Genomic DNA, 25,346 nt, shown 5'->3' on the forward strand with positions numbered 1-25,346 from the left:
ATCCCAGGCGAGGAGCCCAACGGACACCGTTCGCCCAGGATCGCCGGCCGGTGTCAGTAGGCCCCGCGGGACCGCAGCACCGAAGGGATCGTCCGCGCGAGGATGACGAGATCGTGCAGGAACGACCAGTTCTCGACGTAGTGGAGGTCGAGCCGCACCCCCTCGGCCCAGTCGAGGTCCGACCGACCGCTGACCTGCCAGAGTCCGGTGATGCCCGGCGTCACGAGGAGGCGTCGGTCCGCGAAGTCCTCGTACACGGCAACCTCCTTCGGGAGCGCCGGACGCGGACCCACCAGGCTCATCGAGCCGACGAGCACGTTCCAGAGCTGGGGGAGCTCGTCGAGTGAACTCCGACGCAGGAAGGCACCGACGCGGGTGACCCGCGGATCGTGCTGCATCTTGAAGAGCGGCCCGGCGCCCTCGTTCGCGGCTTCGAGTGCCGCCACGCGGGCTTCGGCGTCGACGCACATGGTCCGGAACTTGAGGATCGAGAAGTCGCGTCCGCCGCGGCCGACCCGCGTCTGACGGAAGAACACCGGTCCGCCGTCATCGAGCCGGATCACGAGCGCGATCACCGCGAAGAGCGGCGCGAGCAGGAGGAGCCCGAGCCCGGCCCCCACGACGTCGAGCAGTCGCTTCCCGGTCCGGCGCCGGTAGTCCGGGATCTCGACGTGCATGAGCGGGAGACCGTCCACGGGGCGCTCGTGCACCCGACCCGTGGCGATGTCGGCGAGGGGCGAGGACACCACGAGCTCCACCCCGCGCTCCTCGAGCTGCCAGCCGAGGCGTCGCAGCCGCTCGTGCCCGCCCCGGACGGCGCCGGCGACGACCACCGCCGAGACGCCCGTGGCCGAGGCTCGGTCGAGCACGTCGTCGATCCCGCCGAGGACCGCGACCCGTGCGCTTCCCAGTTCGACGGTCTCCCCGACGCTGAGACAGTCGGTCACGACCCCGGTGACCCGGTACCCGGCGACGGGTGTGGTCGCGATGCGGCGCCCGACGTAGCGCACGTCCTCGGCGTCACCGACGAGCAGGACGTCCTGCAGTCGTTCGCCACGGCCACGACGACGTGCGAGCACGGTCCGCACCGCTTTCCGTTCGACAGCGAGCAGCGCCATCCCGAGCGGGAAGGCGATCGCGACGTACCCGCGTGCGATGTCGAGCTGCACCGCGTACGCGACGATGGCGACGATCGCGCCGGCAACGAGACTCGCGGTCACGAGCCGGCGGTACTCCTCGTTCCCGACCCCGGCGATCCGGGCGTTGCGCGTCCCGAACGACGACAGCAGGGTCATCCAGACGACGACGATCGCGGGCGCGACGACGAACTCGACCCAGCCGGCAGTGACGGAACCGTCCGGCACCTCCACCGGGAAGCGGACGAGGTGCGCCGTCACGAAGGCGACGAGCAGCACGGCGAGGTCGAGCGCGGCCACGACCAGGGCGAACCCGGGCCGGGCACCGGCTGGCGCTCCGACGAAGACAGGACGGGACACCGCCGCGACGGCCGTGGTCGAGGCACGTGCGGGACGGACGACGAGTGACATCGCGGGACCTCCGGTCGGGTGCCGGCACGACTGGGCATCGACCGGGCTCCGCACCGTCAACGCGCGACGGAGCAGTGCCCTACAAAAATATCACTTTCGTGTGCGGTATATCAAGCACTCAGGGCGTCCGCCAGCGACCACAACACCGGCGCCTCGAGCAGCGCACCGGCCGCGGACGCGTCGACCCCGCGGACCCGGAACACCGCGCGTTCCCCGGGGAGCAGCGTCACGAAGCCCCGGTCCACGACACCGTCGGGCGACACCCGGTCGGGCTGGAGGAGCAGGTCGCGCACCACGGTCGCGGCCTCGACCACCACGCGGACGGTCGCGCCGTCCACCTCGGTCGTGGCGGTGAACCGGGCCGGCTCCCACCGCATGTCCTGGTCCGGAGCGGGCGTCCAGACCGCACGGCGGTCGTCCATGTCGGCCACGATGAGTTCGTTCCGCGGGTCGTCCACCACGCCGACGGACTCGGGCAGGGCGACCACGGCGACCCCGGCCGACAGGTGCACGGGGAGCGTCACCTCGGCCAGCACGGCGCCCGCGAGCGTCACACGTCGGACGCGCACCACGCCGTCGTTCCCGGACCGGGTCGACCGGACCGCGACCTCGACGGGCGACGAACCGAACGCACCGGGCGACACCCCGAGCGAGACGCCCCCGGACCCGAGCGACAGCGTGTCCGCGAGTTCGCCCAGCTCGGCCGCCTCGCCGACGGGAGCCGACGACGCCGGGTGATCCGCGCCTCCAGGCCGGTCCGCTGCGACGGGCGCGGCCGCTGCGACGGGCGCAGCCGCTGCGACGGGCGCAGCCGCTGCGACGGGCGCGGCCGCTGCGTCGGGCGCAGCCGTGGCGGCGCGCGCCGCGGGCGCAGTGACCGACGAGACGGGGCGGATCGTCAGCAGCACGTCGTCGTAGAGTCGCCGCAGTTCGTGCGCGAGCGGCTTCAACCGGCCCGCCGAGTCCACCGCGGACCACGACGACACCGCCCACAGGTCGTTCAACTGCCACAGCACGACGCCGGTGTTGCGCGGCCAGTGCGTCCGCCAGTGCTCGACGCCGGTCGCGATCGCGCGTGTCTGCTGCAGCTGCGTCAGGTAGTGCCACTGGTCGAACGACGACGGCGCGACGGCGCCGAAGCGCGGCGCGATCCCGCGCGCCAGCTTCGCCATCCCATCGTCCGCCTTCTGGTGGTGGACCACGCCCGGTGAGTCCACCTGCATCGGGGAGTCCGACACGGCGTCCCGCAGCGTCCGCCACGCGGGCGGCGCCTGCCACCCGAACTCGGAGACGAACCGGGGCACGGAGGCCCGGTAGGCGGTGTCGGGGAGACGGTTCCAGGCGTCCCACGAGTGGTGCGTCTCGTGGTCGACGTCGTTCGCGGGCAGCGCCTCGTCGCCCGACCACGGCGACGCCACCGTGTAGAAGCGCGACGGGTCGACCGCGTCGACGATCGTCGGCAGGAGGTCGAGGTAGTAGTCGAGGCCCCAGCCACGGTCGCCGAGCGCCTCGGCCCAGCCGTCGGCGTCGTGCAGCCAGATGTTCTCGTTGTTGCCGTTCCACACCACGAGCGACGGGTGCCGCGAGAGCCGGGCGACGTTGTCCCGCGCCTCGGCGACGACCTCGCTCCGGATCGGCTCGGTCTCGGGGTAGGCCGAGCACGCGAACGCGAAGTCCTGCCACACGAGCAGCCCGAGCTCGTCGCACAGTTCGTAGAAGTCGCGCGATTCGTACACGCCACCGCCCCAGACGCGCACGAGGTTCACACGCAGCGCGGCCGTCGTCCGCAGACGGTCCTCGTACCGCTCGCGCGTCACGCGAGAGACGATGACGTCGTCGGGGATCCAGTTCACGCCGCGGACGTCGATGAGCGTGCCGTTGACGTGGACCCCGAACGGCTTCCCGATCGTGTCCTGGGCGGTGTCGATCCGCGTCGACCGGAACCCCGTCCGGAAGGTGTCGCGGTCGAGGACCTCGCCGTCGACGGTCTGCAGTTCCACGGCGACGTCGTAGAGGGGCTGCTCGCCGTAGCCGCGCGGCCACCAGCGCTGCGCGTCCGGCACCCGGACGGTGACGACCGTGTCCTCGTCGCGGGGCGTGAGCTGCGCCCGCGACCGCTGCCGGGTGGTGGTCCCGTCCGGTCCGGGACCGCTCACCGTCACGACGAGCACGAGGTCGTCGTCCTCCCCGTCGTGGTCGAGGTCGGCGGTGCTCACCCCGCTCGTCGAGGGTCCTGACCGCTCGACGGTGACGTGCGTGTCGAGCACGCCCTCGCCCGCCTCGACGTCCACCAGCGGGCGCACCTCGCGCAGTCGCGCGGTGGACCAGCGCTCGACGGCGACCGGTCGCCAGGGGCCGCTCGTGACCGCCGTGAGCCCCCAGTCCCACCCGAAGTTCGAGGCCGTCTTCCGGATGTACGGGAACGGCTCGTCGTACGGTCCGGGCATGCTGCCCGCGCGCGCTGCGACCCGACCCGCCTCGCGGTAGGGCGACTCGAAGAGGATCTCGAGGTCCCGCTCGGTGCGCGCGTTCGACCCGCCCGTCGCGTCCCGCAGGTCGAACCGGTAGCGCCGGTGCATGTTCCGGGTCGTGCCGATCGTGACGCCGTCGAGCGTCAGCGTGCTGACCGTGTCGAGGCCGTCGCACACGAGGTCGATCCGCTCGTGCCCGCGCGGGTCGACGTCGAGCGTTCGGCGGTACGCCCAGTCGGAGCGTCCGACCCACTTGCCGTCCGCCTCGTTGCGGTCGAACGTCGGGTCGGCCAGCAGCCCCTCGCGCTCGAGGTCGGTGTGCACCTGGCCCGGCACCGTCGCCGGGATCGTGCGCCCGGCCACCCCGTCGGGGGCTCCGGTACCGCCGGCCAGTGCCACGGTCCAGCCGTCGCGGAGTTCCTCGCGGTCGAGGGTCATGCGGGTCCTTCTCTGGGCGGACGGGGATGGTGGTCCGCCTGGTCGGGACGCCGGCCGTCGGTCCGCCGGTCGGCCGGTGACGGCCTGGAGGCGCGACACCAGTTGGCCGGGCGTCGTCACGTCGCGCGCGCGAGCGCCTGGGCGATCGCGCGAGGGGGTGTCCGGCGATGCTAGTACGCGGAGCTTGCACGGCGCCCCGTGGCAGGCTGTGCACCGTGATCACAGTTGCTCTCGCCGCGGCCCTGCGCGACGCCGGCCTGCGCTGGCACCCCGAGACCGGGGACCGCTTCGTCATCGACAAGCCGGGGGTCGACGACGACGTCTACACGGTGTCCGAGATGACCGTCGAACGGCACGACTACCCGAGCGGCACCGTCCTGGGCTTCAACGGCACGACCGAGTGGGCGCTCGACTCGGTCGAAGCACGTGAGTCGCTCTGGCTGCCCCGCGAGGACCAGCTCCGCGCACTGCTCGGGAACGCGTTCGAGTCGCTCGTGCGGTCCGGCGACGACCTCACCGTGTCCGCGACGATCGACGGCGTCAGGCAGACGTTCGACGCCCCGGACGCAGCGGACGCGTACGGAGCCGCGTTGCTCGCGTACATCCGTTCTGCGCTGGACTGAACGCCCTCGAACCGGGTGACGCGCCCGGCTGGGAGTTGTCGGAATGCACGCTGGGCAGCCTTTGGTTGCATGGCGACATGACCGTTCCGAACATCACCCTGAACGACGGCAAGACCATCCCGCAGCTCGGCTTCGGCGTCTTCCAGATCGACCCCGCCGACACGAAGGACGCCACGCTCGCGGCGCTCGAGGTCGGCTACCGCCACATCGACACCGCTGAGATGTACGGCAACGAGAAGGAGGTGGGCGAGGCGATCGCGGAGTCCGGCATCGACCGCTCGGAGATCTTCGTCACGTCCAAGCTCAACAACGGCTTCCACGACCCCGAGGCAGCGCTCGAGAACGGCAAGAAGTCGGCCGACCTGCTCGGCGGCTACACGGACCTCTTCCTCATCCACTGGCCGCTCCCGACCGTCTCGGACTTCGTCCCGACGTGGAAGGCGATGGAGGAGCTGTACCGCGCCGGCACCGCCCGCTCGATCGGTGTGAGCAACTTCCAGGCCCACCACCTCAACCGTCTCGCCGCCGAGACGACCATCACCCCGGCCGTGAACCAGATCGAGGTGCACCCGTACCTGACGCAGGAGGAGCTCCGCACGTACGACCGCGAGCACGGCATCGCCACCGAGGCCTGGTCCCCCATCGCGCAGGGCCTCGTGCTCGACGACGAGACCATCACGCGCATCGCCGGCAACACCGGCAAGACGCCCGCGCAGGTCGTGCTCCGCTGGCACATCCAGCGCGGCGACATCGTCTTCCCGAAGTCGGTCACCCGTTCGCGCGTCGAGGAGAACTTCGCGATCTTCGACTTCGAGCTCTCCGACGAGGACATGACCGCGATCACGTCGCTCGACAAGGGCCACCGCACCGGTCCGGACCCGGACACGTTCGACTACGTCCCCGCCTGATCCCGGCGATGACGAAGGCCCCCGCAACCGCGGGGGCCTTCGTCATGTGCGGTCAGTTGCCCTGCTTCTGGATGACGTTCTGCGCACCGCGGTCGTCGACCTTCGACGGCGCGGTGCCGGAGTAGAGGACGTCGTTCGCGTTGCCCGAGATCGTGACCTTCTTGGCGGTCCCGAGGGTGATACGGGTGATGGCGCTCTCGACGATCAGCTCGTCGACGTCACCGAGGTGGACGATCGAGTCGTTGCCCGACACGGTCACCTTCCCGCAGGAGCCGTCGAGGGTGACCTCGGCGCCGGACTGGTCGATGATGGCGGCGCCGTCGATGCACTTGCCCTCGGCCTTCTCGTCGGGGACGCGCACGTCGGCGTCCGCCATCGCCTTGCTCTTGGTGGCCGAGGCGGAAGCGGAGGCCGTCGCGCTGGGGGCGGACTGTCCGCCGTCCGTGGCGGTGCAGCCAGCCAGGACGGCGACGAGTGCTGCCGCGGCGAGGGCGGGGGCGAGGATCCGGGTGGTGCGCATGGCGGTGCCTTTCGTTCGGGGTGGGGCGTGCCGGGAGTCGTGGGGAGGGCCCGGCCCGGAGCGAGCCGGGCCCTCGTGTGCAGCAGGCTGCTGCGGAGTGGGTGTTACTGGGCGTTGCGGTCGACCGTGAAGGAGGACGACACGGTCGAGGTCTTGCCCGACTTGAGCGTCTGCTTCACCTCGAGGCCGGCGTAGGTGCCGCCGCGCGCCAGGTCGAAGTCCGCCGTAGCGCTCCAGGTGCCGTCAGCGCCGACCGTGGCGGTGGCGACCGTGGTCCGCGAGGAACCGACGCGGATCTGCGCGCCCGGGGTCGCCGTGCCGACGAAGGTCGGTCGCAGCACCGTGACGTTGGCGTTCTGCGCCGGAGCCGACAGGGTCAGCTCGCGGAACGCCTCGTTCGACACGGTGAACTTCACACGGACCGTACCGGTGACCGTGCCGCGCACGGTCTGGTCGACGTAGAGGTTGTACTCACCCGGCGCGAGCGGTGAGGCAGCGCTCGTCGTCGCGACCCACTGGCCGTTGCGGACGGTACCGGTCGCCACGACGCGGCTCGAGCCACGCACGGTGATCGTCGCGCCCTCGTGGCCGGTGCCACGGAACTCCGGCGTCAGGGTGTCCAGGACCTGGTCGGCACTCGGGCTCGTCACGGTGTGCTGCGTCACGACCGGTGCCGTCTCACCGATGGTGAAGGCGTGCTGGATGGTTCGCTTGAGACCGCCCTTGCTCGTCTGGTCGAAGTACAGGTTGTACGAGCCCTTGTCGAGCTGCACGGTCGAGTTGCCCGCCCATGCGCCCTGCGCGTTCACCGTCGCGGTCGCGACCTGGCGGACCGAACCGCGGACGACGATCTTGCTGTCGGCCTGGCCCGTGCCGGCGAACCGGACGGTGCCCGGCTCGACGGTGCCGTTCTGCGCCGGGGTGGTCACGACCACCGGTGCGGCCGGCATGCCGTAGTCGAGCGTGAAGGTCTTCGCGTTGCCCGCGTCGCCCTGCACGATCGCGCTGAACGTGTTGACGCCCGAGGTGGCCTTCGTCGGGTCGATGGTGATCTGGTACGTATCATCGGCGCCCGCGACCGCGCGGCCGATCTCCGTGCCGACCGAGTTGCGCAGGATCACGGTCGAGCCCGCCGGGGCCGAACCGTGCGCGACGGCCGGCTTGGTCACGTCCTGCGCGTCGAACCGACCAGCGGCAGTGAAGTCCACGGTCGCCTCACCCGGGTTCACCGTCACCGAAGCGGAGGTGGTGTTCGCACCCTTCGACATCTGCTTCGCCTCGAGCGTGTGCTCGCCGGCGGTCAGCGTCGCGGTACCCGACCACGTGCCGTTGCTGCGGACCTTGGTCGAGATGACCGGGGTGCGGCCGGAGTTGTCGAAGACCTGCACGTCGGAGCCGGCCTCACCGGAACCGGTGATCGCGGTGGACCCGGCGGGCACCTCCTCCTGGTCCTCGGGGCCGGTGATCGCCACGGCCTTGCCGTAGTCGAGGCTGACGTCCTTCGAGCCGCCGTCCTTGCCGTCGATCGTCTGCGTGACGGTGAGGGCGAGGGCGCCGCCCTTGTTCGGGGCGTCCACGTCGAACGAGTAGGTGCCGTCGGCCGCCGCGGTCGTGGTGCCGAGCGTCGTCGTGCCGCTCTTCAGCGTGATCGTGGCGTCCGGCTCGGCGGTGCCCGACACGGTCGCCTTCTTCGCGATGTCCGTGTCGAACGAGCCGGACGCTTCGAGCTGCATGTACGCAGCCCCGAGGTTGTCGGGCAACCCGATCCAACTCGAGTCGGGCGCATCTGCGGTCGCGAACGTCTTGATGTCGCGGTTCCAATTGAAGGTGCGACCGGTCAGGTACGGCTTGCCGGTAGAACCTGTCTCGGTGAATCTCAGCGCCCCACTTTGCTCCTGCTTCAGCGAGGTTCCCGGCGTGGGCTTTCCAGTGTCGTCGGCGCACGTCAGGAAGTACGAGAAGTAGTCGTAGTTCCGGGATCCCGAGACTAGACAGAGCTCCCGGTTCTTGGTCAGGTCAAGCGGTGCCAGTAGCTGGAATCGCCCGTCGCCGGTCGGACGCACGGTCAGGTGGATGCCGTATCGCTGCGCGATCGCAGCGGTTGAGTAGGTCGCGACATCCTGAACCTGCACGTTCTCGTTGGCGTTGAAGGCTTCCGCTGTGAGCGTGTTGAAGGTCGAAGGACCCTGCTGGGAGATGAGCTGCACGGTCCGAAGCGATCCGGCTGGTGCGGGAGCCGCGGAAGCGGAAGCCGCTCCGAAGGACAGGCCGGACGCGATCGTCGCGACGGCGAGAGCGGAAGCCCCCAGGCCCTTCGCGATGCGCTTGGTCTTCTTGGACATGGTTGGTGATCCCTTTCGAGGGGGGTCGGGCCGCGTGCTCTCGCTCGGACGATCGGGCCGTCGGCGGCTCGCGGTGGGATGTTCGCGGGAGACCCCGCTGCCGTACCAGAATATCAAACCGAACACTGAAATACAACATCCGCGATCCGCAACCACTTGAGCCGACTCATGGCAAGTTCCGAGGCGCTCACCTTGACGTCCAGGTGCAGGTGAGTAGGGTTGAGTCCATCGGACGCAAGTCCAACGACTTCAGCACCACGAGTACCAACAGAAGGAGCACCAACACATGGGACGTGCAGTAGGCATCGACCTCGGAACCACCAACTCGGTCGTCAGCGTGCTCGAGGGCGGTGAGCCCACGGTCATCGCCAACGCCGAGGGCATGCGCACCACGCCGTCGATCGTCGCCTTCACGAAGGACGGCGAGGTGCTGGTCGGCGAGACCGCCAAGCGCCAGGCCGTCACGAACGTCGACCGCACCATCGCCTCCGTCAAGCGCCACATCGGCACCGACTGGAAGGTCGACATCGACGGCAAGCAGTACACGCCGCAGGAGATCTCGGCGCGTACCCTCGGCAAGCTCAAGCGCGACGCCGAGCAGTACCTCGGTGAAGACGTCACCGACGCGGTCATCACCGTCCCGGCCTACTTCAACGACGCCGAGCGCCAGGCCACGAAGGACGCCGGTGAGATCGCCGGCCTCAACGTCCTCCGCATCATCAACGAGCCGACCGCCGCCGCGCTGGCGTACGGCCTCGACAAGGGCAAGGAAGACGCGCTCATCCTGGTCTTCGACCTCGGTGGTGGCACCTTCGACGTCTCGCTGCTCGAGGTGGGCAAGGACGACGACTTCTCCACGATCCAGGTCCGCGCGACGGCCGGTGACAACCGCCTCGGCGGCGACGACTGGGACCAGCGCATCGTCGACTACCTCGTCAAGAAGTTCAAGGACGAGCACGGCGTCGACCTCTCGACCGACAAGATCGCCAAGCGGCGCCTCAAGGAAGCAGCCGAGCAGGCGAAGAAGGAGCTCTCGTCGCAGATGTCGGCGAGCATCCAGCTCCCGTACCTGACGCTCACGGCCGACGGTCCGCTCAACCTCGACGAGACCATCTCGCGCGCCCAGTTCGAGCAGATGACCTCCGACCTGCTCGACCGCACGAAGAAGCCCTTCAACGACGTCATCAAGGAAGCCGGTGTCTCGGTGGGCGACATCGCGCACGTGGTGCTCGTCGGCGGCTCGACCCGCATGCCCGCCGTGGCCGAGGTCGTCAAGAGCCTCACGGGTGGCAAGCAGCCGAACCAGGGCGTCAACCCCGACGAGGTCGTGGCCGTCGGTGCCGCGCTGCAGGCCGGCGTCCTGAAGGGCGAGCGCAAGGACGTCCTCCTCATCGACGTCACGCCGCTGTCGCTCGGCATCGAGACCAAGGGCGGCCTGATGACGAAGCTCATCGACCGCAACACCGCGATCCCGACCAAGCGCAGCGAGACCTTCACGACGGCCGACGACAACCAGCCGTCGGTCGCGATCCAGGTCTTCCAGGGCGAGCGCGAGTTCACCCGCGACAACAAGCCGCTCGGCACCTTCGAGCTGACCGGCATCGCCCCGGCCCCCCGTGGCGTCCCGCAGGTCGAGGTCACCTTCGACATCGACGCCAACGGCATCGTGCACGTGTCCGCGAAGGACAAGGGCACCGGCAAGGAGCAGTCGATGGTCATCTCCGGCGGCTCGTCGCTGCCGAAGGAGGACATCGAGCGCATGGTCCGCGAAGCCGAGGAGCACGCGGCCGAGGACAAGGCCCGCCGTGAGGCCAACGAGCGTCGCAACCAGGCCGAGCAGCTCGTCTACTCGATCGAGAAGCTCATCAAGGAGAACGACGACAAGCTCCCCGCGGACGTCAAGTCCGAGGTGCAGGCCGACGTCGACGCCCTGAAGTCGGCACTCGCGGGCGAGGACGACGACGCCGTCAAGACCGCCTTCGACAAGCTCAACGAGTCGCAGGGCAAGCTCGGCCAGGCGATCTACTCGGAGAGCGCAGCCTCGCAGCAGGACGCCTCCGCCACAGGCGGTGCAGGGGCCGGCGCCGAAGGCGCCACCGCTGACGACGAGGACATCGTCGACGCCGAGGTCGTGGACGACGAGGACGACAAGGACAAGAAGTAGATGACGGACCCCAAGGACAACGTGCCGAACGAGGACGAACCCCAGGTCGAGGGCGACGCCACCAACGCGCAGGAGCCCGAGGACCTCATCGAGGCGGAGGGACCGGACGTGGAACTCCCCACGGACGGCCCCGCCGCCGGCGGCCCCCAGAGCGATCTGAGCCCCGAGGACGAAGCGCTGCTGGCTGACGCTGCCAGGGGCATCGCCGAGGACAAGCTCAGCAGCGAGGACCGCGACCTGGTGGCCGAGATGCGCGCCGACATGCTCCGCGCGCAGGCCGAGCTGGTGAACTTCCGGAAGCGCGTCGAACGCGACCGCGAGGCCAACCGTGAGGTCGCCATCGCCGAGGTCGTGCGGGCACTCCTGCCCGCGCTCGACGACCTCACCCGCGCCGAGGCCCACGGTGACCTCGCCGAGGGGCCGATGCAGGTCATCGGTCAGAAGATCCGCGGCGGCTTCGAGAAGTTCAAGCTCGTGCAGATCGGCGAGAAGGGTGAGGCCTTCGACCCGAACATCCACGAGGCGATCGTGCAGCTCCCCACGCCGGGGGCGACCGCGCAGACCGTGGCGGACGTCGTCGAGCCGGGCTACAAGCTCGGCGAGCGCGTCCTCCGTGCGGCCAAGGTCGCGGTCGCGGTCCCGGCCTGACCGCGGGAAGGAGGTAGGGATTCATGGCCAGTCAGGACTGGTTCGACAAGGACTTCTACAAGGTCCTCGGTGTCGACAAGACGGCGAGCGACGCTGAGCTGAAGAAGACCTACCGGAAGCTCGCGCGGCAGTACCACCCGGACTCCAACCCGGGTGACGCCGCCGCCGAGGCCCGCTTCAAGGAGATCAGCGAGGCGTACTCGGTGCTGTCCGACAAGGAGCAGCGCCAGGAGTACGACCAGGTCCGTGCCATGGGCTCGGGCGCCCGCTTCACCGCGGGCGGCCCGGGCGCCCAGGGCGTCTTCGGCGGCATGTTCGGCGGCGGGGGCGGTCAGCGCGTCCGCTTCGGGCAGCCCGGCAACGGGCGCGGCGGCGCGAGCGGCTTCGAGGACATCCTCGGCGGCATGTTCGGCGGTGGCGGCGGCTTCGGCCAGTCCAACGGCGGCTACCGCGGGTTCGGCGGCCCCACGAAGGGTGCTAACGTCACCGCCTCCACGACGCTCGACTTCGCGACCGCGATCGCCGGCGACACCGTCAAGCTCGCACAGGGCAACGGTCGCACGGTCAACGTGCGCATCCCGGCCGGGGTCGCGGACGGGCAGAAGATCCGCCTCCGCGGACGCGGGCAGCCCTCCCCCGACGGCGGCGAGGCCGGCGACCTCGTGGTCACGGTCTCGGTCCGCAAGCACCCGGTGTTCGAGCGTGACGGGCTCAACCTCCGCGTCGACGTCCCCGTGACGTTCGCCGAGGCGGCGCTCGGTGCGACGATCCAGGTGCCGACGCTCGGCGGCGAGCCCGTCAAGCTGCGGGTCGCCCTCGGCACCCCGTCGGGCCGTGTCCTCCGTGTCAAGGGCCGCGGGGTCACGACGAAGAAGGGCACCGGCGACCTGCTCGCCACCGTGCAGGTCGCGGTGCCATCGCACCTCACGGACAAGCAGCGCGAGGCCGTCGAGGCCCTCGCGGCCGCCCTGCCCGACGAGGACCCCCGCGAGGACCTCCTCGCCAAGGCGCGCGGCTAGCGTCATGAACGACCGGTCTGGAGGCTCGGTGCGGCTCCGACACGGAGCCCCACCGAGCCTCTTCCCACCGGCACGGCCGACACGCCGCTGGCGCGTCGCGTCGGAACCGGCGGCGTGGGCCCAGGCTGTTGTGCACCACGCGCTGAACGGAAGGGGCGGTCGATGACCGACATGGACGAGAACTCGCCCGTCTTCGCCATCGCCATGGCAGCCGAGCTGGCCGAGATGCACCCGCAGACGCTGCGGCAGTACGACCGGCTCGGTCTCGTCGTGCCCGGCCGGACCCGCGGCGGCTCGCGGCGCTACTCGATGCGCGACATCGCCCAGCTGCGGGAGATCGCGCGCCTCGGGTCCGAGGGCGTCTCGCTCGAGGGCGTCCGGCGGGTGCTCGAACTCGAGAACGAGAACCGGGCGCTGCGCTCGCGGGTGTCCGAGCTCGAGACGGCCCTGGCCGACCAGCTCATCAACCGTCCGGGCGCACGCGTGTTCGCCGCCTCGGCCACCGGTGCGGCCGTCCCGCTGCGCGCCGGGGTGCGGCCGCAGCGGAACACGCAGATCGTCCTGTGGCGCCCGCCGCACTAGGCGTCACTGGGTAGGGTGGCGCCGTGCCACCGGACCTCGCCGACCTGTTCCGCCGTCGCGACGACGACGCGCCGGACCTGATCACGATCGACGGCACCGACCGCTTCATCCTCGACGAGGCACCGCACGTCCACGGCGACGCACTCCGGCAGCCCGGGGAGGTCGCGGTCGTCGACGACCGCAACGGCGTGCTGACGCTCGGCGTGATCACCGTGCACGGCGCATCCGACGTCCGGGTCGTCCAGGACTCCCTCGTCGGTGTGCGTGCGCTCGAGGCCAACGCCGGCGCGTTCGGGCGCCGGGGCTTCCACCACCCGGACTCGCTCGAACGGGCATTCACCGACGCGCGGCTCGTCCTGCTCCGCCTGTCGAAGTCGAACGACCGACTCGACGAGGTCGCCCGCGCGGTCGCCCGCTACGCCGCCCCCGACGTGGTGCTGCTCTGCGGTGGCGTGTCGAAGCACATGAACCTCGGGCAGAACGACGTGCTCCGCCGGTACTTCGGCGAGGTGACCGCGTCCCGAGGCCGCGGGAAGTCCCGACTGCTCGTCGCGCAGGACCCCTTGCGCGCCTCGGCCGTCCGGGCGGACACGTCGAACCCGTGGCCGCGTTCGGTGCACAACGACGAGCTCGGGATGACCCTCGTCGCGCACGGCGGCGTGTTCGCCGGGACGTCGCTCGACCTCGGGACGCGCGTGCTCCTCCAGGTCATGGACGACGCGGTCCCGACCGCACGTACCGCCGTCGACCTCGGCTGCGGGAACGGTGTCATCGCGGTGTCGCTGGCGCGCCGCCGGCCGTCGATCAAGGTCGTCGCCACCGACGTCTCCCAGATCGCCGTCGCATCGACCCGTGCGACCGCCGAGGCGAACGGCGTCGCGGACCGCGTGCAGGCCGTGCGGACGGACGCCGGCGACGAGCTCCAGGACCGCTCGGCCCAGTTGGTCCTGTGCAACCCGCCCTTCCACGCGGACACCACGGTGACCACCGACGCGGCGGAGGCGATGTTCCGGAACGCGGCCACGATCCTCCAGGGCGGTGGTGAACTGTGGTGCGTCTGGAACTCGCACCTGCGGTACCGGCCGGTGCTCGAGCGAGTGGTCGGGACGACGCGTCAGGTCGTCCGGACCGACAAGTTCACGGTGACCGCGTCGCGCGTCTCCTGACGCGGCTCAGCGCGCGTCCTCGACCGCTGCGCCGATCTGCCGCCACAGCGAGCGCGCCCACGGCTCGGTGAGGTGCCCGTGATCGCGGTACAGCAACGTGTTCCCGGACACCACGCCGCAGCGGGTCGGTGAGCAGAACCAGTCGGTGAGGTCGACGTAGCGGTGGCCGGCGGCCTCGGTCACCCGCCGCTCCGACGCGACCCGTGCCGCGTCCACGCCGACGTGCCGGTCGACGCCGCAGGCGTCGGTGTCGTCGAGGTTCGCGGAGAGGCACCGCGGGACCGACTCCGCGAACTCCGGGGTGTCGGCGAGGACGCTCACCCGCGAGCGCTCGGGCAGCACGGCCAGCGTCCGCCGGAGGCCGTCCCGCGAGAGGGTGGTGCGGGCCGCACGGTCCGACTCGTCGGGAGCGGCCGCGAGCGGCAGGTGCGCCGAACCCGCGACGAGCACGACGTCGGGGGCCTCGGCCGCGAGTCGCTGCAGCACTCCGGCGCGCCACGTGTCGCACTCCCGATAGGGGCGCCCGGAGGTGAGGACCTCGACGTCGACCATCGTGCACGCGTTCTTCGTGTACCCGAGCACCCGGACCCCGCCGTGCCGGTCGGCCCAGGCCTCGAGTGCGGGCATCCAGTGCGCGGCGTGCGAGTCCCCCACGAGCGCGACCGTCAGGGTGCCGTCGGGATCGCCGAGCACGCAGGAGTTGATCGTCGTGTCGGAGGCCGACTCCACGTGGCAGCCTCGTCGTCGGTAGTCCGACGTCGAGTCGGTTGCGCGGTCGAGCTGCGGGTCGAGACCGACGGGGACGAAGGGGGTGAAGGTCGGCGGCTCGGTGGGCGTCACGTCCGCGGTCGTGCGGTCGGACGTCAGGGTGCGCGGGGCCGCGGCCATGCCGGCTCCGAGGACGACGGCGACCGCGACCGCGCTCGCCGAGAGCCCGAGGAGCACAGTCCGGACGTCCGGTAGTCGCGCGCCCCTGAGCGGCTGTTCGACGTACCGCGTCGTCAGGTGGGCGAGGCCGACGGCGGCGGCGAGCGCGGTGAGGCGCACCCAGAGCGGGAGGGGTGTGGCGAGTCCGACGGCAGCCTGCGGCAGGACGAGCAGCGGCCAGTGCCAGAGGTACAGCGCGTACGAGATCCCGCCGAGGTACTGCAGCGGTCGGATGCCGAGCAGGGCGACCGGACCGAACGGGTGTCCAGCGGCTCCGCTCCACACGAGCACCACCGCCGCGGCGACCGGGAGGAGGACCGCCGTCCCGGGGTAGGCGGTGGTCTCGCTGTACGTGGTCGCCGCGAGCAGGATGCCCGCGAGGCCGGCCCACCCGAGCACCACGGCGGTGTGTCCACGCACGAGCGCACCCCGGTGCACCGCGATCGCCGCCAGGCCCCCGGCGGCGAGCTCCCAGGCGCGGGACGGCAGGGAGAAGAAGGCCCACGGCTGGGACCGGTCGGTCAGCCCCACGGCGAGGGCCAGGGACAGCGCGACGAGCACGACGACAGCGCCGACGAGCAGCATCGTCCGTCGACGGGCCGACGACCGGCGTCCGAGTCGCCAGGCGAGCAGGAGGAACAGCGGCCACAGCAGGTAGAACTGCTCCTCGACCCCGAGCGACCAGTAGTGCTGGAACGGCGACGGAGCGGTCCCGGCGAGGTAGTCGGTGCCCTCCGACGCGAAGTAGAGGTTCGGCACCGACAGGAGCGACGCGACCGCCGCCTCGACGAGTTCGCCGCGAGCCAACGGCGGGACGAGCAGGAGCCCGACCCCCGCCGTGACGAGGGCGACGAGGAGTGCCGAGGGCAGGATGCGCCGGACCCGTCGTGCCCAGAACCCCGCGAGGTCGACCCGGCCCCGCCGCTCGAGCTCGCGCACCACGTGACCGGTGATGAGGAACCCGGAGATGACGAAGAAGACATCGACCCCGACGAACCCGCCACCGAACGCAAGCCGTGCGTGCTCGAGGAGCACGAGCAGGACGGCGCCGCCACGGAGGCCGTGCACGTCGTTCCGGAACGCGGGGGAAGAGCTGGTCATGTCGTCTCCGATCGGGGCTGCTCCACAAATACTATCATGTGATATATTTACATCGGCAACACACAGCTCCCGACGACAGGAACTCGACATGGACACCGCGAACCTCGTGAAGGTCTTCCGCAAGGGATGGCTGCTCATCGTGATCGGGCTGCTGCTCGGCGGGGGCGCCGGGCTCGCTGCAGCCGAGGTCGCGACGCCGGAGTACACCGCTGCGGTCAAGCTCTTCGTCGCGGTCCGCACGCCGGACGCCGCGTCCGCGACCGACGTGTCACAGGGCAACGCCGCGGCCCAGCAGAAGGTCCGCTCCTACGCGGACGTGGTCCTGACCGAGAGCATCCTGCAGCCGGTGATCGACGAGCTGCACCTCGACACGACCCCGACGGCGCTCGCACGCCGCGTGGAGCCGACGATCAACACGAACACCGTCGTGATGACGATCGCCGTCACCGACGCGTCGGCCGAGCGTTCGGCGCGGATCGCCGACGCGATCGGCACGAGCTTCATCCGTGTCATCGAGGGCCTCGAGAAGCCGAGCGCCGACGCGACGAGCCTGGTGCGCGCCTCGACGATCCAGAGCGCCGTGGTCCCGTCCGCGCCGTCCTCGCCGAACAAGCCGCTGCACCTCGCGGTCGGACTCGCGCTCGGCACGCTGCTCGGGTTCGGCGCCGCGCTGCTCCGCAGCGTGGTCGACACCCGGGTGCACGGCCCGCGCGACGTCGCGGCGACGACGGAATCACCGATCCTCGCCACCCTCGGCTTCGACGGTGAGGCGAAGCGTCGACCGCTGATCGTCTCGGCGGACCCGCGCAACCCCCTCGCGGAGGCGTACCGCGCGCTCCGCACGAACCTGCAGTTCGTCGACCTCGGGGCCGGCAACGGCAGCTTCGTGGTGACCTCCGCGATGCCCAACGAAGGCAAGACGACCTCGACCGCGAACCTCGCCATCGCCCTCGCCGAGACCGGCGCGCGCGTGGTGCTCATCGACGCCGACCTGCGCCGGCCGCGGGTCGCTGAAGTGATGGGGATCGAGAACGCCGCGGGTCTCACGGACCTCCTCATCGGACGAGCCGAGGTCCACGACGTCGTGCAGCCATGGGGTCGCACCAAGCTCGACGTGCTCCCGGCGGGGCTCGTCCCGCCGAACCCGAGCGAGCTGCTGGGATCCGCCGCGATGCAGGCGTTGCTGGAGCTCCTGACCGAGCAGTACGACCACGTGCTCCTGGACGCCCCGCCGCTCCTGCCGGTGACCGACGCCGCCGTGCTCGCGACCATGACCTCCGGCGCCGTCGTGGTCACCTCGGCCCGGAGCAGCCGCACGCCGCAGCTCCGTGCCGCGCTCGACCGGCTCGACCGGGTCGGTGCGTCCGTCCTCGGCGTCGTCGTCAGCATGGTCGCGTTCCGCGGCCGCGCGGGCTACGGCGGCGCGTACGGGTCCGCGTACGGCGCGTACTACGGCGGTACCGCGGCCATCGACATCACCGCTGCCGCCCCACGGCGCGGACGGCGGCTGCGCGACGCCGAGACAGCAGCGTTCCCGGTCGCGCCGGCGGTCCCGAACCGGTCGCACGGCGACGGTTCCGCGTGAGGGACGGCCTGCCCCGGACGGACGCACCGAGCGGGGCAGACCTCGTCCTCAGAGGAGCGCGGTGAAGGTCGAGTTCCGTTCGAGCCCCGTCGCTGCCGTCCACGCGGCTCGCTGCTCGATGCGCTCGGACCGCTGCCAGTGCAGGCGTGTGGTCGGAGCGAGCCGGATCGTGTTCTCGTCACTGCTCAGTCCGACGGGCACGCCGGCGTTGGCGTAGAGGTAGGCGTCCGAGGCACCGGTGAACTCGTTGCCCCGCATCGTGATCTGCGCCTGTACCGCGTCCGCGTAGAAGAGCACGTGCGACCCCTTGCCCGATCGGTCGAGGCGGACGCCGGCACTCCAGCTCGCCCCCGCTCGTGACGCCGTCGTCCCGCGCACACTGCACGTGGCCACCGCGCTCGGATCGGGGAGCCCCGACGACCAGTACTCGAACGTCTGCATGTTCCGGTCCGACACGTTGCCGGTGAACTCGACGTTCGACCAGGACGGTCCCGCCGTCACAGCCGGACCCTGGATCGTCATCGCCGTGTCCCAGCAGTCGACGATGGTGTTGCCGCTGATCAGGACGTCCGTGGCACCGCTCCAGACCTGCACGCCGTTGCCCATCCTGGAGACGCCGTCCGAGGCGAGCCCGCCCCCGGCCTCGCCGACGATGCAGCTCGCGAGCGTGAAGCCCTGTGTGCGGACCGCCGAGCTCGCGGTCTGCACCGCGTTGCGTCCCGTTCCGAGGAACGCGAGGTCGCGGACGGTCGAACCGGAACGCCCCTCGAGGATCGGTTCCGCGACGGCCAGCCACACACGCCGGCCGCCGATGCTCGGGTTCTCCGCGCACCGCACCGTGACGATGGAGCCGAGCGAGGTGAACTGCCAGTCCTCGGTGAGCGCGGTGTTCGACGTCTTCCGGTCACCGTGCAGCGTGCTGCCGACCTTGAGGAACCCGATCTCCGTCGTCCAGCTGCTCACGTGACCGTGGTGGGTCCGGCCGATGTTCGCAGCGCTGAGGTCGACCTGCCAGAGCCCGTCGCCGACCTCGTGCCAGCACTGCTCGCCCTGGACGTACTTGTACGTGGTGATCACCGGGGCTTCGGGTTCGTCGCCCCAAGACTCGAACCGCAGCCCGCTCGTCGTTCCGGGCCGGACGATGCCGTGGAACCTCCGGCCACGACGGAAGCGCACCGTGCTGCCGGCTGCGACCGCGCCGGCCGCGATCGCCTGGTTCACGCGAGCGGCCGTCGCCCACGGGCGCGTCCGGCTGCCGTCGGCGGCATCGTCGCCACCCGTGGAGTCGACGAAGTACTCCGCGACCGCCGCGCGCGCCGGACTCGTCCAGACCGTCAGCGCTGCGGCGGCCAAGCCGGCGACGCCACCGGACAGCACCGTCCGTCGGCTCGGCCGTGATGCGCGTCGCGGTTCGTTGTGGTCGTCCATGTCGTTCCTCTCCGCGCCGCACTTGCGCAGCGCCGCGAGGACCCTACGGGCGTGACCGCGAGGGAGCCGAAGTGTCCGGATGTCACATGGACGGACGACCGCGCATCCGTCGCACGACCCGGCCACAGGCACGGAGGTCGCTCGCTCGGAGCCCGTAGAACGACCGTGGCGGGATGCCGTGTCGCTGCCACACCTGCAGGACGTTGAGCGAACTCGAGACGAACGAGCCGACCAGGGTGCCGATCGCTGCTCCGACGGCTCCGAGCACCGGGACGAGGAGCACGACGAGGGTCGTGTTGACCGACGCTGCGACGACGAGCGACCAGCTCCGCCGCCCGGGCGCACCCCGGGCACTGAGCGTGACCCCGGCGAGCGCGCCCTGGCCGCCGACCGCCGTGGCCAGGAGCAGGACGAGGCAGGCGGGCAGGGCGGCCGCGAACTCGGGTCCGAACACCACGGGAACCCACCACGAGACGGTGGCGGCGAGCACGGCGCTCACGAGGAGGGAGAGCGCCGACGAGATCCGCGACGCGGCGAGCATGCGTCGATCGTCGGCCTCCGCTGCGTCCGCCGCGAACGACACGTCGCGGACGGCGTTGCTGATGACGAGCGGGAGGTCGGCGACGTTGACGGCGACCACGTAGAGCCCGAGCTCGGCCGGACCGGACAGCGGCGTGATGAGCGCCTGGTCGAGCCGTGTGAGGAGCACGCCGGCCACCGACCCGAACCACACCCGTGCCCCGAAGGAGACCACCTCGCGCGTGCGTGCGTCCGTCGCCCCGTCGGGCCGCTCGACCGGACGCACACGGAGCAGCCCGAGGTACGCGACGGCGCCGACCACGGGTGCGAGCGCGAGGACGACGACCGCGCTCGGCACGTCGAGCGCGCCGATGACTGCCAAGGCCAGGAGCGCACCCAGCCGGACTCCCGCCGTGATGGCGCGTTCGACGGTGACGAGACGCCAGCGGTGACGTCCGCTCGCGACGGCCTGGAGCAGCGTCGTCAGGAGCGTCGGGACGAGCGCGACCGCGGCGGTCCCGACCAGCGGGACCAGGGTGTCGTCCCCGCCGCCGAAGAACGGCGCGCAGGCCACCAGTGCGCCCGTGACGGCGGCACCGGCGAGGACGAGGACACCTGCTGCGCGCCGCACGAACGCGCTCGTGAGCCACGGCTGCCGGGCGATCGTGCGGGTGACGGAAGCCGGGACCCCGAAGGTCGCGAGGGCCACGGCGAGGAACAGTGGAGCCGTGGCCGACGCAACCGCTCCCCGACCGTCCACCCCGAGGGCGAGGGCGAGGATCGGCGCCGTGGCGATCGAGGCGAGCGGCGGGAACGCGTTGCCGACGAGGGCTGCGAGGATGTTCCCCACACGGTTCTGGTGCCCGCCGGTCACCGCCGGACCCCGACGGTGGAGCGCGGGGCGGTCCCGGTCGGCAGGGCCGTGACCGGGTGGTCCTCGGGGCGTTCGGCACCGGCACCGGCCCCGGCCCCGGCCCTGGCCCTGGCCCCGGGGACGATCGCCAACAGCAGGAAGAGGAGCAGCCCGATCGGGGTGTTGGTGCTGAGCGAGTTGAAGCCGATGAGCGTGAGCAAGGTCAGGGCCGCCGCGAGACGCGCTCCGGGGACGGGCACTGGCCCCGCTCGTCGGGCGACGACGAGACCGATGAGTGCCGCGAAGAACAGCACGGCCGCGACCAGTCCGAAGTCGATGGAGAACATCAGGAACGGGTTCTCGAAGGTGTTCCCGATGAGGGCGTTGCGGGTGACCTGCTCGCTCGCCCCGAAGCCACGGCCGATGACGGCGGTCTCCCGCCACTGCTCGACTGCCAGCCCGATCGTCTTGAACCGCGCCGACGAGGAGCCGCCGTCGTCCTCGAGGCGATCGTTGACGATCGATCCTGCGGCGCTCCCGAGGAAGATCGCCAGACCGATCGCCGCAGCACCGAGCGCGGCGACCTTGCCGACCGCGCCGACACGCGACCGGAAGATCAGCACGACCACCGCGAGCACCGCCGCGAGGAGGGCGAAGCGCGAACCGGTCAGCGCCACCGCCACGACCAGCAGGACGGGGAGTGCGATCCTGGCCCAGGCCGCGCCGAGCGTGGCCGTCAGCGGGACGGCGGCCGACATCCACAAGGCAGCGACGAGCGGGTGGTCGAAGGTGCCGAGCATCCGGTCGAAGTCCGTCGTCCACCACCGGAGCCCTTCCAGCGTGCTCAGCCACGGCTGCGGCACGAAGCCCGACCAGACCCCGAGGACGAGGAGGGCCTCGCCGACGGCGACGAGGACGAGCGCCCGGGCGACGGCGCCCGGGAGTCCGGGTCGGTCCGTCGACCGTGCCCGGACGACCAGGAACAGCATCGTCGGGGCGATGAGCTGCAGCACGAGCGTCCCGAGGTCGCCCGCGCGCCCGGTGAACCAGGACGTCGCGATCGCGACCACGAAGAACACCAGGAGGACCGGCATGACGACGGTGTGGCGGACGAGCACCCGTCCGACCTGCCGAGGATCACGGGCGAGGGTCACGACGAGCAGCGCGATGCTGATCGTCGTCGCCGGGTGCCAGCTCGTCCCGAGGAGGGTCCGGACGACCTCGAAGGGCAGGAGCGCGGCGGAGACGACCACCGCGGCGATGCCCCACTGCGGCCGACGGACGGTCACGAGGGCGATCAGGAGCGACAGGGCGATCTGGACGAGGAACAGCACGGGGAGCCTCCTGGACGGGTCACTCCATTAGAACATGACATGTGTTATTTCATCAAGGGACCCACGCCCCGCGGAGAACGGTCTCGGCGTCCGTCGGCGACCACAGCGCGTCGCGGACCCGGTCGTTGCGGCCCGCCCGGACGTTCTGGTCGAGGAGGGCCGGCGAACGCCGCAGCCCACGGACCGGCCAGAACACGACTCCCTCGAGCGCGGTCACCGGCAGCACGGGCACCGCTGCTCGCAGCGACCGGTGGTGCAGCCAGGTGTCCGACGACCCCGGGGCGACCGACCGGAACCCGTCCCCGGCGTCACGCAGCGCATCCAGGAACGCCGGCGGGTACAGGACCCCCTTGACCCCGACCGCGTAGTTCCGCGGTGTGACCTCGTCCGTCGTGGCCCGTCCCCACCGGTCGTAGGGCAGGATCCGATCACCACCGACCGTGATCCGGTTGACACGGTGGGCGAGCACGACGTCCGGCCGACGCACGTGCTCGGCCGCGAGCGTCTCGAGCCACCTCCGCGGGTACAGGACGTCGTCGTCAGCAGTGACCATGGCGACGCGGTGGTGCGAGACCGAGCACGCGTAGGGGAAGTACTTCTTGTGCGGACCGAGATCGTCGCACGCCCGGAGCTCGACCCCACGGGCGGCCATGCGGCGCAGTGCCCCGGGAGGATCGGCGAGCAGGGCGTCGTCGTCGATCCACACGACGAGCCGCGACGGTCGCACCGTCCCGGCTCCGATGGACGCCAGCGTCAGGTGGACCGAGCGTGCGCGCGCTCCGTACGTCGTCAGGGAGACGACGGGACCGCCGGGCGCCGTCAGGGGACGTCGTCCGCACCGAGCCCGGACCGCCGCCGAGGTCATGTGCAGGTAGGACGCGAGGAGCCGCAGCGGATCACGAGGGAGGGGTCGCATGGGCAGGAGCGTAGACAGGTCGCGCGTCGCACTCCACCGGCCAGGATGCCATATGCACGAAGGGAGATCGCGGTCGGCCACCGGTATGGTCGTCGTGTGCGATGGAGTCGAGTGGGCTGGCCCGCGGTCGGGTACGTCTCCTTCGAGGACGTCGAGGGCTACGCCGAGCACCTCGCCCGGCTGCTGACCGACGCACCGCCGACCGTGGCCGCCCTCGCGTCGGTCACGTGGAACGAGGCCCGCGTCGAGCAGTGGGACGCCGCTCCCCCGACGGACGACGGCAGCAGTACCGTGCGCGCGACGGTGGTCGTGCGGAACGATGAAGTGCTCGACACCCCGGACGGCCTCTGGAAGCGGTGGAACCACGCCCGCGTGACGCTCCGGTTCGAGCGAGCCGTGCTCGAACCGCTCGACACGCAGGTCCTCGACCTCCTCGCCGGAGACGTCCACGTCTCGCGCGGGGAGCTCGCGCACGTCGACGCCGACGTCTGGGAGCTCCGGCTCCTGCTCTCGCCCACGGGTGAACTGGCGGTGCACTTCCGCGACGTCCAGGTCGCCGTCCGGTCGGTGCACGAGGACGAGTGGGCGCAGCTCGGACAGCGCCCGCAGCACGGTTGGCGCGGCCCGGTGCCGGACGGCTGGTTGGAGTGGGCGACCCCCGCGGTGCGGGCTGCCGGACACGGCGACGTCGGCGGGCTGTCGCTCGCGCTCGACGGCATCGGGAGCGACCCGGTGGGCATCGACGACGTCGACCCGCGCTGGGGCTTCGCGCCGCTGCACGCGTCGGCGTGGTTCGACCGGCGCGGCACCACGGAGGCCCTGCTCGAACGGGGTGCGGACGTGACGGTGCTCGACGCCGAGGGGCGCAGTGCCCTGGACCTGGCGCGCGAGCGTGGCTCGCGGAAGGCGGAGGAGGTCCTGCTCGCCTGGTTCGACGACCAGACCGCGGGCCTCCGCTTCACCGCGGACGACCCCACCTCCGACGAGTCGGCCGACTGAACCAGCCTGGAGGCGCGACCCGCGTCGGGACGCAGGTCGCGCCTCCAGGCTGGTCGCGTCTCAGACGGTGAGCGCGTTCGCCTGCGCGACCCGCCCGTACCAGCGCGCCGAGTCCTTCGGCGTCCGCTCGAACGTCTCCGGGTCCCACGCGACGAGCCCGAAGGTCGGGCGGAAGCCCGACGCCCACTCGTAGTTGTCGAGGAGGGACCAGTGCTGGTAGCCGAGGACCTCGATGCCGTCCTCGATGCAGCGGTGGATGCCCTCGAGGGCGCCCTGCGTGTAGGCCACCCGGCGGGTGTCGTCGGCGGTGGCGATGCCGTTCTCGGTGATCATCAGCGGCACGTGGCCGGAGAGCTCCCACGCCGAACGGAGTCCGTCCGCGGCCGCCTCGGGGTAGAACTCCCAGCCGGTCAGGGTCGTCTCGACGTCGTCCGCGACCGGAAGCGGACCGTTCGGCCCGATGAACGTGCGGGTGTAGGCCTGCACGCCGAGGAAGTCGTCCCCCGCGGCCTGTTCGAGGTACCAGTCGTCGCGCGGGTACCCGTACTCACGGAGCTTCGCGTCGGCACCGGGCTCGCCGTTCGACCGGAAGGCCTGCGTCGCGATCGTCCAGCCGGACTGCAGTCCGTCGACCTGTGCGAGCACCTCGCGGGACCGCTTGTGCGAGGCGAGCAGCTGGTCGGCCACGTGCAGGTCGGGGTTCGGCAGGCCGTACGCCACGAGGTTCGATGCGTCCTCACCCCCGGCGAGCATCGCGGCGATGTTCGGCTCGTTGATCGTGCAGACGTAGCGGACGCCGTCCTGCACCACGGGGAGCGCGGCCTCCGTGTAGCGGGCGAACAGGTCGGCCGCGTCGGGTGCTCGCCAGAAGCCGTCGCGCTCGAACCACCGCGGCACGGTGAAGTGCATGAGCGTGACGATCGGCTCGATGCCGGCCTCGTGGCAGGCGTCGACCATGCGGCGGTAGTGGTCGATCTCGGCGCCGGACACCCAGCCGCGCTCGGGCTCGATGCGCGCCCACTCGATGCTGAACCGGTAGGAGTTCAGGCCGAGGTCGGCGGCGATGCGGATGTCCTCGCGGTAGCGGTGGTAGCTGTCCGCGGCGTCGCCGGAGGGTTCGACGATGGTGGTGTCGGGCTCGTGCTCGTGCACCCACCAGTTGCTGTTGACGTTGTTGCCCTCGATCTGGTGGGCGGCGGTGGCGGCGCCCCAGAGGAAGCCGTCGGGGAACTGCAGCGTGGTGATGATGGGGCCTT

Annotated in this window: 19 protein-coding genes; 9 read left to right on the plus strand and 10 right to left on the minus strand. The window is 71.2% G+C overall.

From position 1 onward, the window contains the following. Positions 1 to 53: 53 nt before the first annotated feature. Both IEY20_RS10145 and IEY20_RS10150 read right to left on the minus strand, forming a co-directional pair. Positions 54 to 1,547: a sugar transferase gene (locus IEY20_RS10145; protein WP_175328804.1), complete on the minus strand. Its 1,494-nt coding sequence runs from the start codon at positions 1,545 to 1,547 to the stop codon at positions 54 to 56. Positions 1,548 to 1,657: 110 nt separating this feature from the next. After that, a complete protein-coding gene (locus tag IEY20_RS10150; protein ID WP_175328805.1) occupies positions 1,658 to 4,456 on the minus strand; it encodes a glycoside hydrolase family 2 protein in 2,799 nt (932 codons plus the stop codon). A 215-nt stretch (positions 4,457 to 4,671) separates the two neighbouring features. Between IEY20_RS10150 and IEY20_RS10155 the strand changes: the two genes are divergently transcribed. Continuing rightward, positions 4,672 to 5,079 carry a pilus assembly protein CpaE gene (locus IEY20_RS10155; protein WP_175328806.1) on the plus strand — a complete coding sequence of 136 codons (408 nt, stop codon included), beginning with the start codon at positions 4,672 to 4,674 and terminating at the stop codon, positions 5,077 to 5,079. 77 nt (positions 5,080 to 5,156) lie between these two features. Then, positions 5,157 to 5,987, plus strand: coding sequence for an aldo/keto reductase (locus tag IEY20_RS10160; RefSeq protein ID WP_175328807.1), 831 nt, complete (start codon positions 5,157 to 5,159; stop codon positions 5,985 to 5,987). A gap of 52 nt (positions 5,988 to 6,039) precedes the next feature. On the opposite strand, the gene IEY20_RS10165 is transcribed toward IEY20_RS10160, so the two are convergent. After that, a complete protein-coding gene (locus IEY20_RS10165; protein WP_022903975.1) occupies positions 6,040 to 6,507 on the minus strand; it encodes a DUF3060 domain-containing protein in 468 nt (155 codons plus the stop codon). Positions 6,508 to 6,611: 104 nt separating this feature from the next. Next, positions 6,612 to 8,849 (minus strand): Ig-like domain-containing protein, encoded by a 2,238-nt coding sequence (locus tag IEY20_RS10170; protein WP_175328808.1) that lies wholly within the window; start codon positions 8,847 to 8,849, stop codon positions 6,612 to 6,614. A gap of 286 nt (positions 8,850 to 9,135) precedes the next feature. On the opposite strand from IEY20_RS10170, the gene dnaK reads away from it, so the two are divergent. The 5 genes from dnaK (at position 9,136) to IEY20_RS10195 (ending at position 14,428) form a co-directional block, all read left to right on the plus strand. Further along, positions 9,136 to 11,013, plus strand: coding sequence for a molecular chaperone DnaK (gene dnaK, locus IEY20_RS10175; protein WP_175328809.1), 1,878 nt, complete (start codon positions 9,136 to 9,138; stop codon positions 11,011 to 11,013). Then, positions 11,014 to 11,661 (plus strand): nucleotide exchange factor GrpE, encoded by a 648-nt coding sequence (locus IEY20_RS10180; RefSeq protein WP_022903971.1) that lies wholly within the window; start codon positions 11,014 to 11,016, stop codon positions 11,659 to 11,661. Positions 11,662 to 11,684: 23 nt separating this feature from the next. Then, positions 11,685 to 12,680 (plus strand): DnaJ C-terminal domain-containing protein, encoded by a 996-nt coding sequence (locus tag IEY20_RS10185; protein ID WP_175328810.1) that lies wholly within the window; start codon positions 11,685 to 11,687, stop codon positions 12,678 to 12,680. A 171-nt stretch (positions 12,681 to 12,851) separates the two neighbouring features. Beyond that, positions 12,852 to 13,262, plus strand: a complete 411-nt coding sequence (locus IEY20_RS10190; protein ID WP_175328903.1) for a heat shock protein transcriptional repressor HspR — start codon at positions 12,852 to 12,854, stop codon at positions 13,260 to 13,262. A 23-nt stretch (positions 13,263 to 13,285) separates the two neighbouring features. Then, positions 13,286 to 14,428, plus strand: coding sequence for a class I SAM-dependent methyltransferase (locus IEY20_RS10195; protein ID WP_175328811.1), 1,143 nt, complete (start codon positions 13,286 to 13,288; stop codon positions 14,426 to 14,428). Positions 14,429 to 14,434: 6 nt separating this feature from the next. On the opposite strand, the gene IEY20_RS10200 is transcribed toward IEY20_RS10195, so the two are convergent. Further along, the gene (locus IEY20_RS10200; protein WP_175328812.1) at positions 14,435 to 16,456 is read right to left on the minus strand and encodes an acyltransferase family protein; all 2,022 of its coding nucleotides are present in this window, start codon (positions 16,454 to 16,456) and stop codon (positions 14,435 to 14,437) included. 88 nt (positions 16,457 to 16,544) lie between these two features. Here IEY20_RS10200 and IEY20_RS10205 point away from each other — a divergent pair, with 88 nt between their 5' ends. Further along, positions 16,545 to 18,041, plus strand: a complete 1,497-nt coding sequence (locus tag IEY20_RS10205) for a tyrosine-protein kinase domain-containing protein (protein WP_188889116.1) — start codon at positions 16,545 to 16,547, stop codon at positions 18,039 to 18,041. A gap of 48 nt (positions 18,042 to 18,089) precedes the next feature. On the opposite strand, the gene IEY20_RS10210 is transcribed toward IEY20_RS10205, so the two are convergent. The 4 genes from IEY20_RS10210 to IEY20_RS10225 form a co-directional block, all read right to left on the minus strand. Beyond that, positions 18,090 to 19,469: a hypothetical protein gene (locus tag IEY20_RS10210; RefSeq protein ID WP_175328813.1), complete on the minus strand. Its 1,380-nt coding sequence runs from the start codon at positions 19,467 to 19,469 to the stop codon at positions 18,090 to 18,092. Positions 19,470 to 19,551: 82 nt separating this feature from the next. Continuing rightward, positions 19,552 to 20,862 (minus strand): lipopolysaccharide biosynthesis protein, encoded by a 1,311-nt coding sequence (locus IEY20_RS10215; protein WP_022903963.1) that lies wholly within the window; start codon positions 20,860 to 20,862, stop codon positions 19,552 to 19,554. After that, positions 20,859 to 22,175, minus strand: a complete 1,317-nt coding sequence (locus IEY20_RS10220) for a hypothetical protein (RefSeq protein ID WP_022903962.1) — start codon at positions 22,173 to 22,175, stop codon at positions 20,859 to 20,861. The genes IEY20_RS10215 and IEY20_RS10220 overlap by 4 nt, the downstream gene beginning before the upstream one ends. Positions 22,176 to 22,227: 52 nt before the next feature. Continuing rightward, positions 22,228 to 23,091 carry a hypothetical protein gene (locus IEY20_RS10225; RefSeq protein ID WP_175328815.1) on the minus strand — a complete coding sequence of 288 codons (864 nt, stop codon included), beginning with the start codon at positions 23,089 to 23,091 and terminating at the stop codon, positions 22,228 to 22,230. Positions 23,092 to 23,187: 96 nt separating this feature from the next. Between IEY20_RS10225 and IEY20_RS10230 the strand changes: the two genes are divergently transcribed. Next, complete coding sequence (locus tag IEY20_RS10230; RefSeq protein WP_148286185.1) at positions 23,188 to 24,090, plus strand: ankyrin repeat domain-containing protein; 903 nt, start codon at positions 23,188 to 23,190, stop codon at positions 24,088 to 24,090. Positions 24,091 to 24,150: 60 nt separating this feature from the next. On the opposite strand, the gene IEY20_RS10235 is transcribed toward IEY20_RS10230, so the two are convergent. Further along, complete coding sequence (locus IEY20_RS10235) at positions 24,151 to 25,338, minus strand: glycoside hydrolase family 1 protein (RefSeq protein WP_372379398.1); 1,188 nt, start codon at positions 25,336 to 25,338, stop codon at positions 24,151 to 24,153. Between the last annotated feature and the right edge of the window lie 8 nt (positions 25,339 to 25,346).

The organism is Curtobacterium luteum (assembly GCF_014646995.1).
GTDB lineage: Bacteria > Actinomycetota > Actinomycetes > Actinomycetales > Microbacteriaceae > Curtobacterium > Curtobacterium luteum.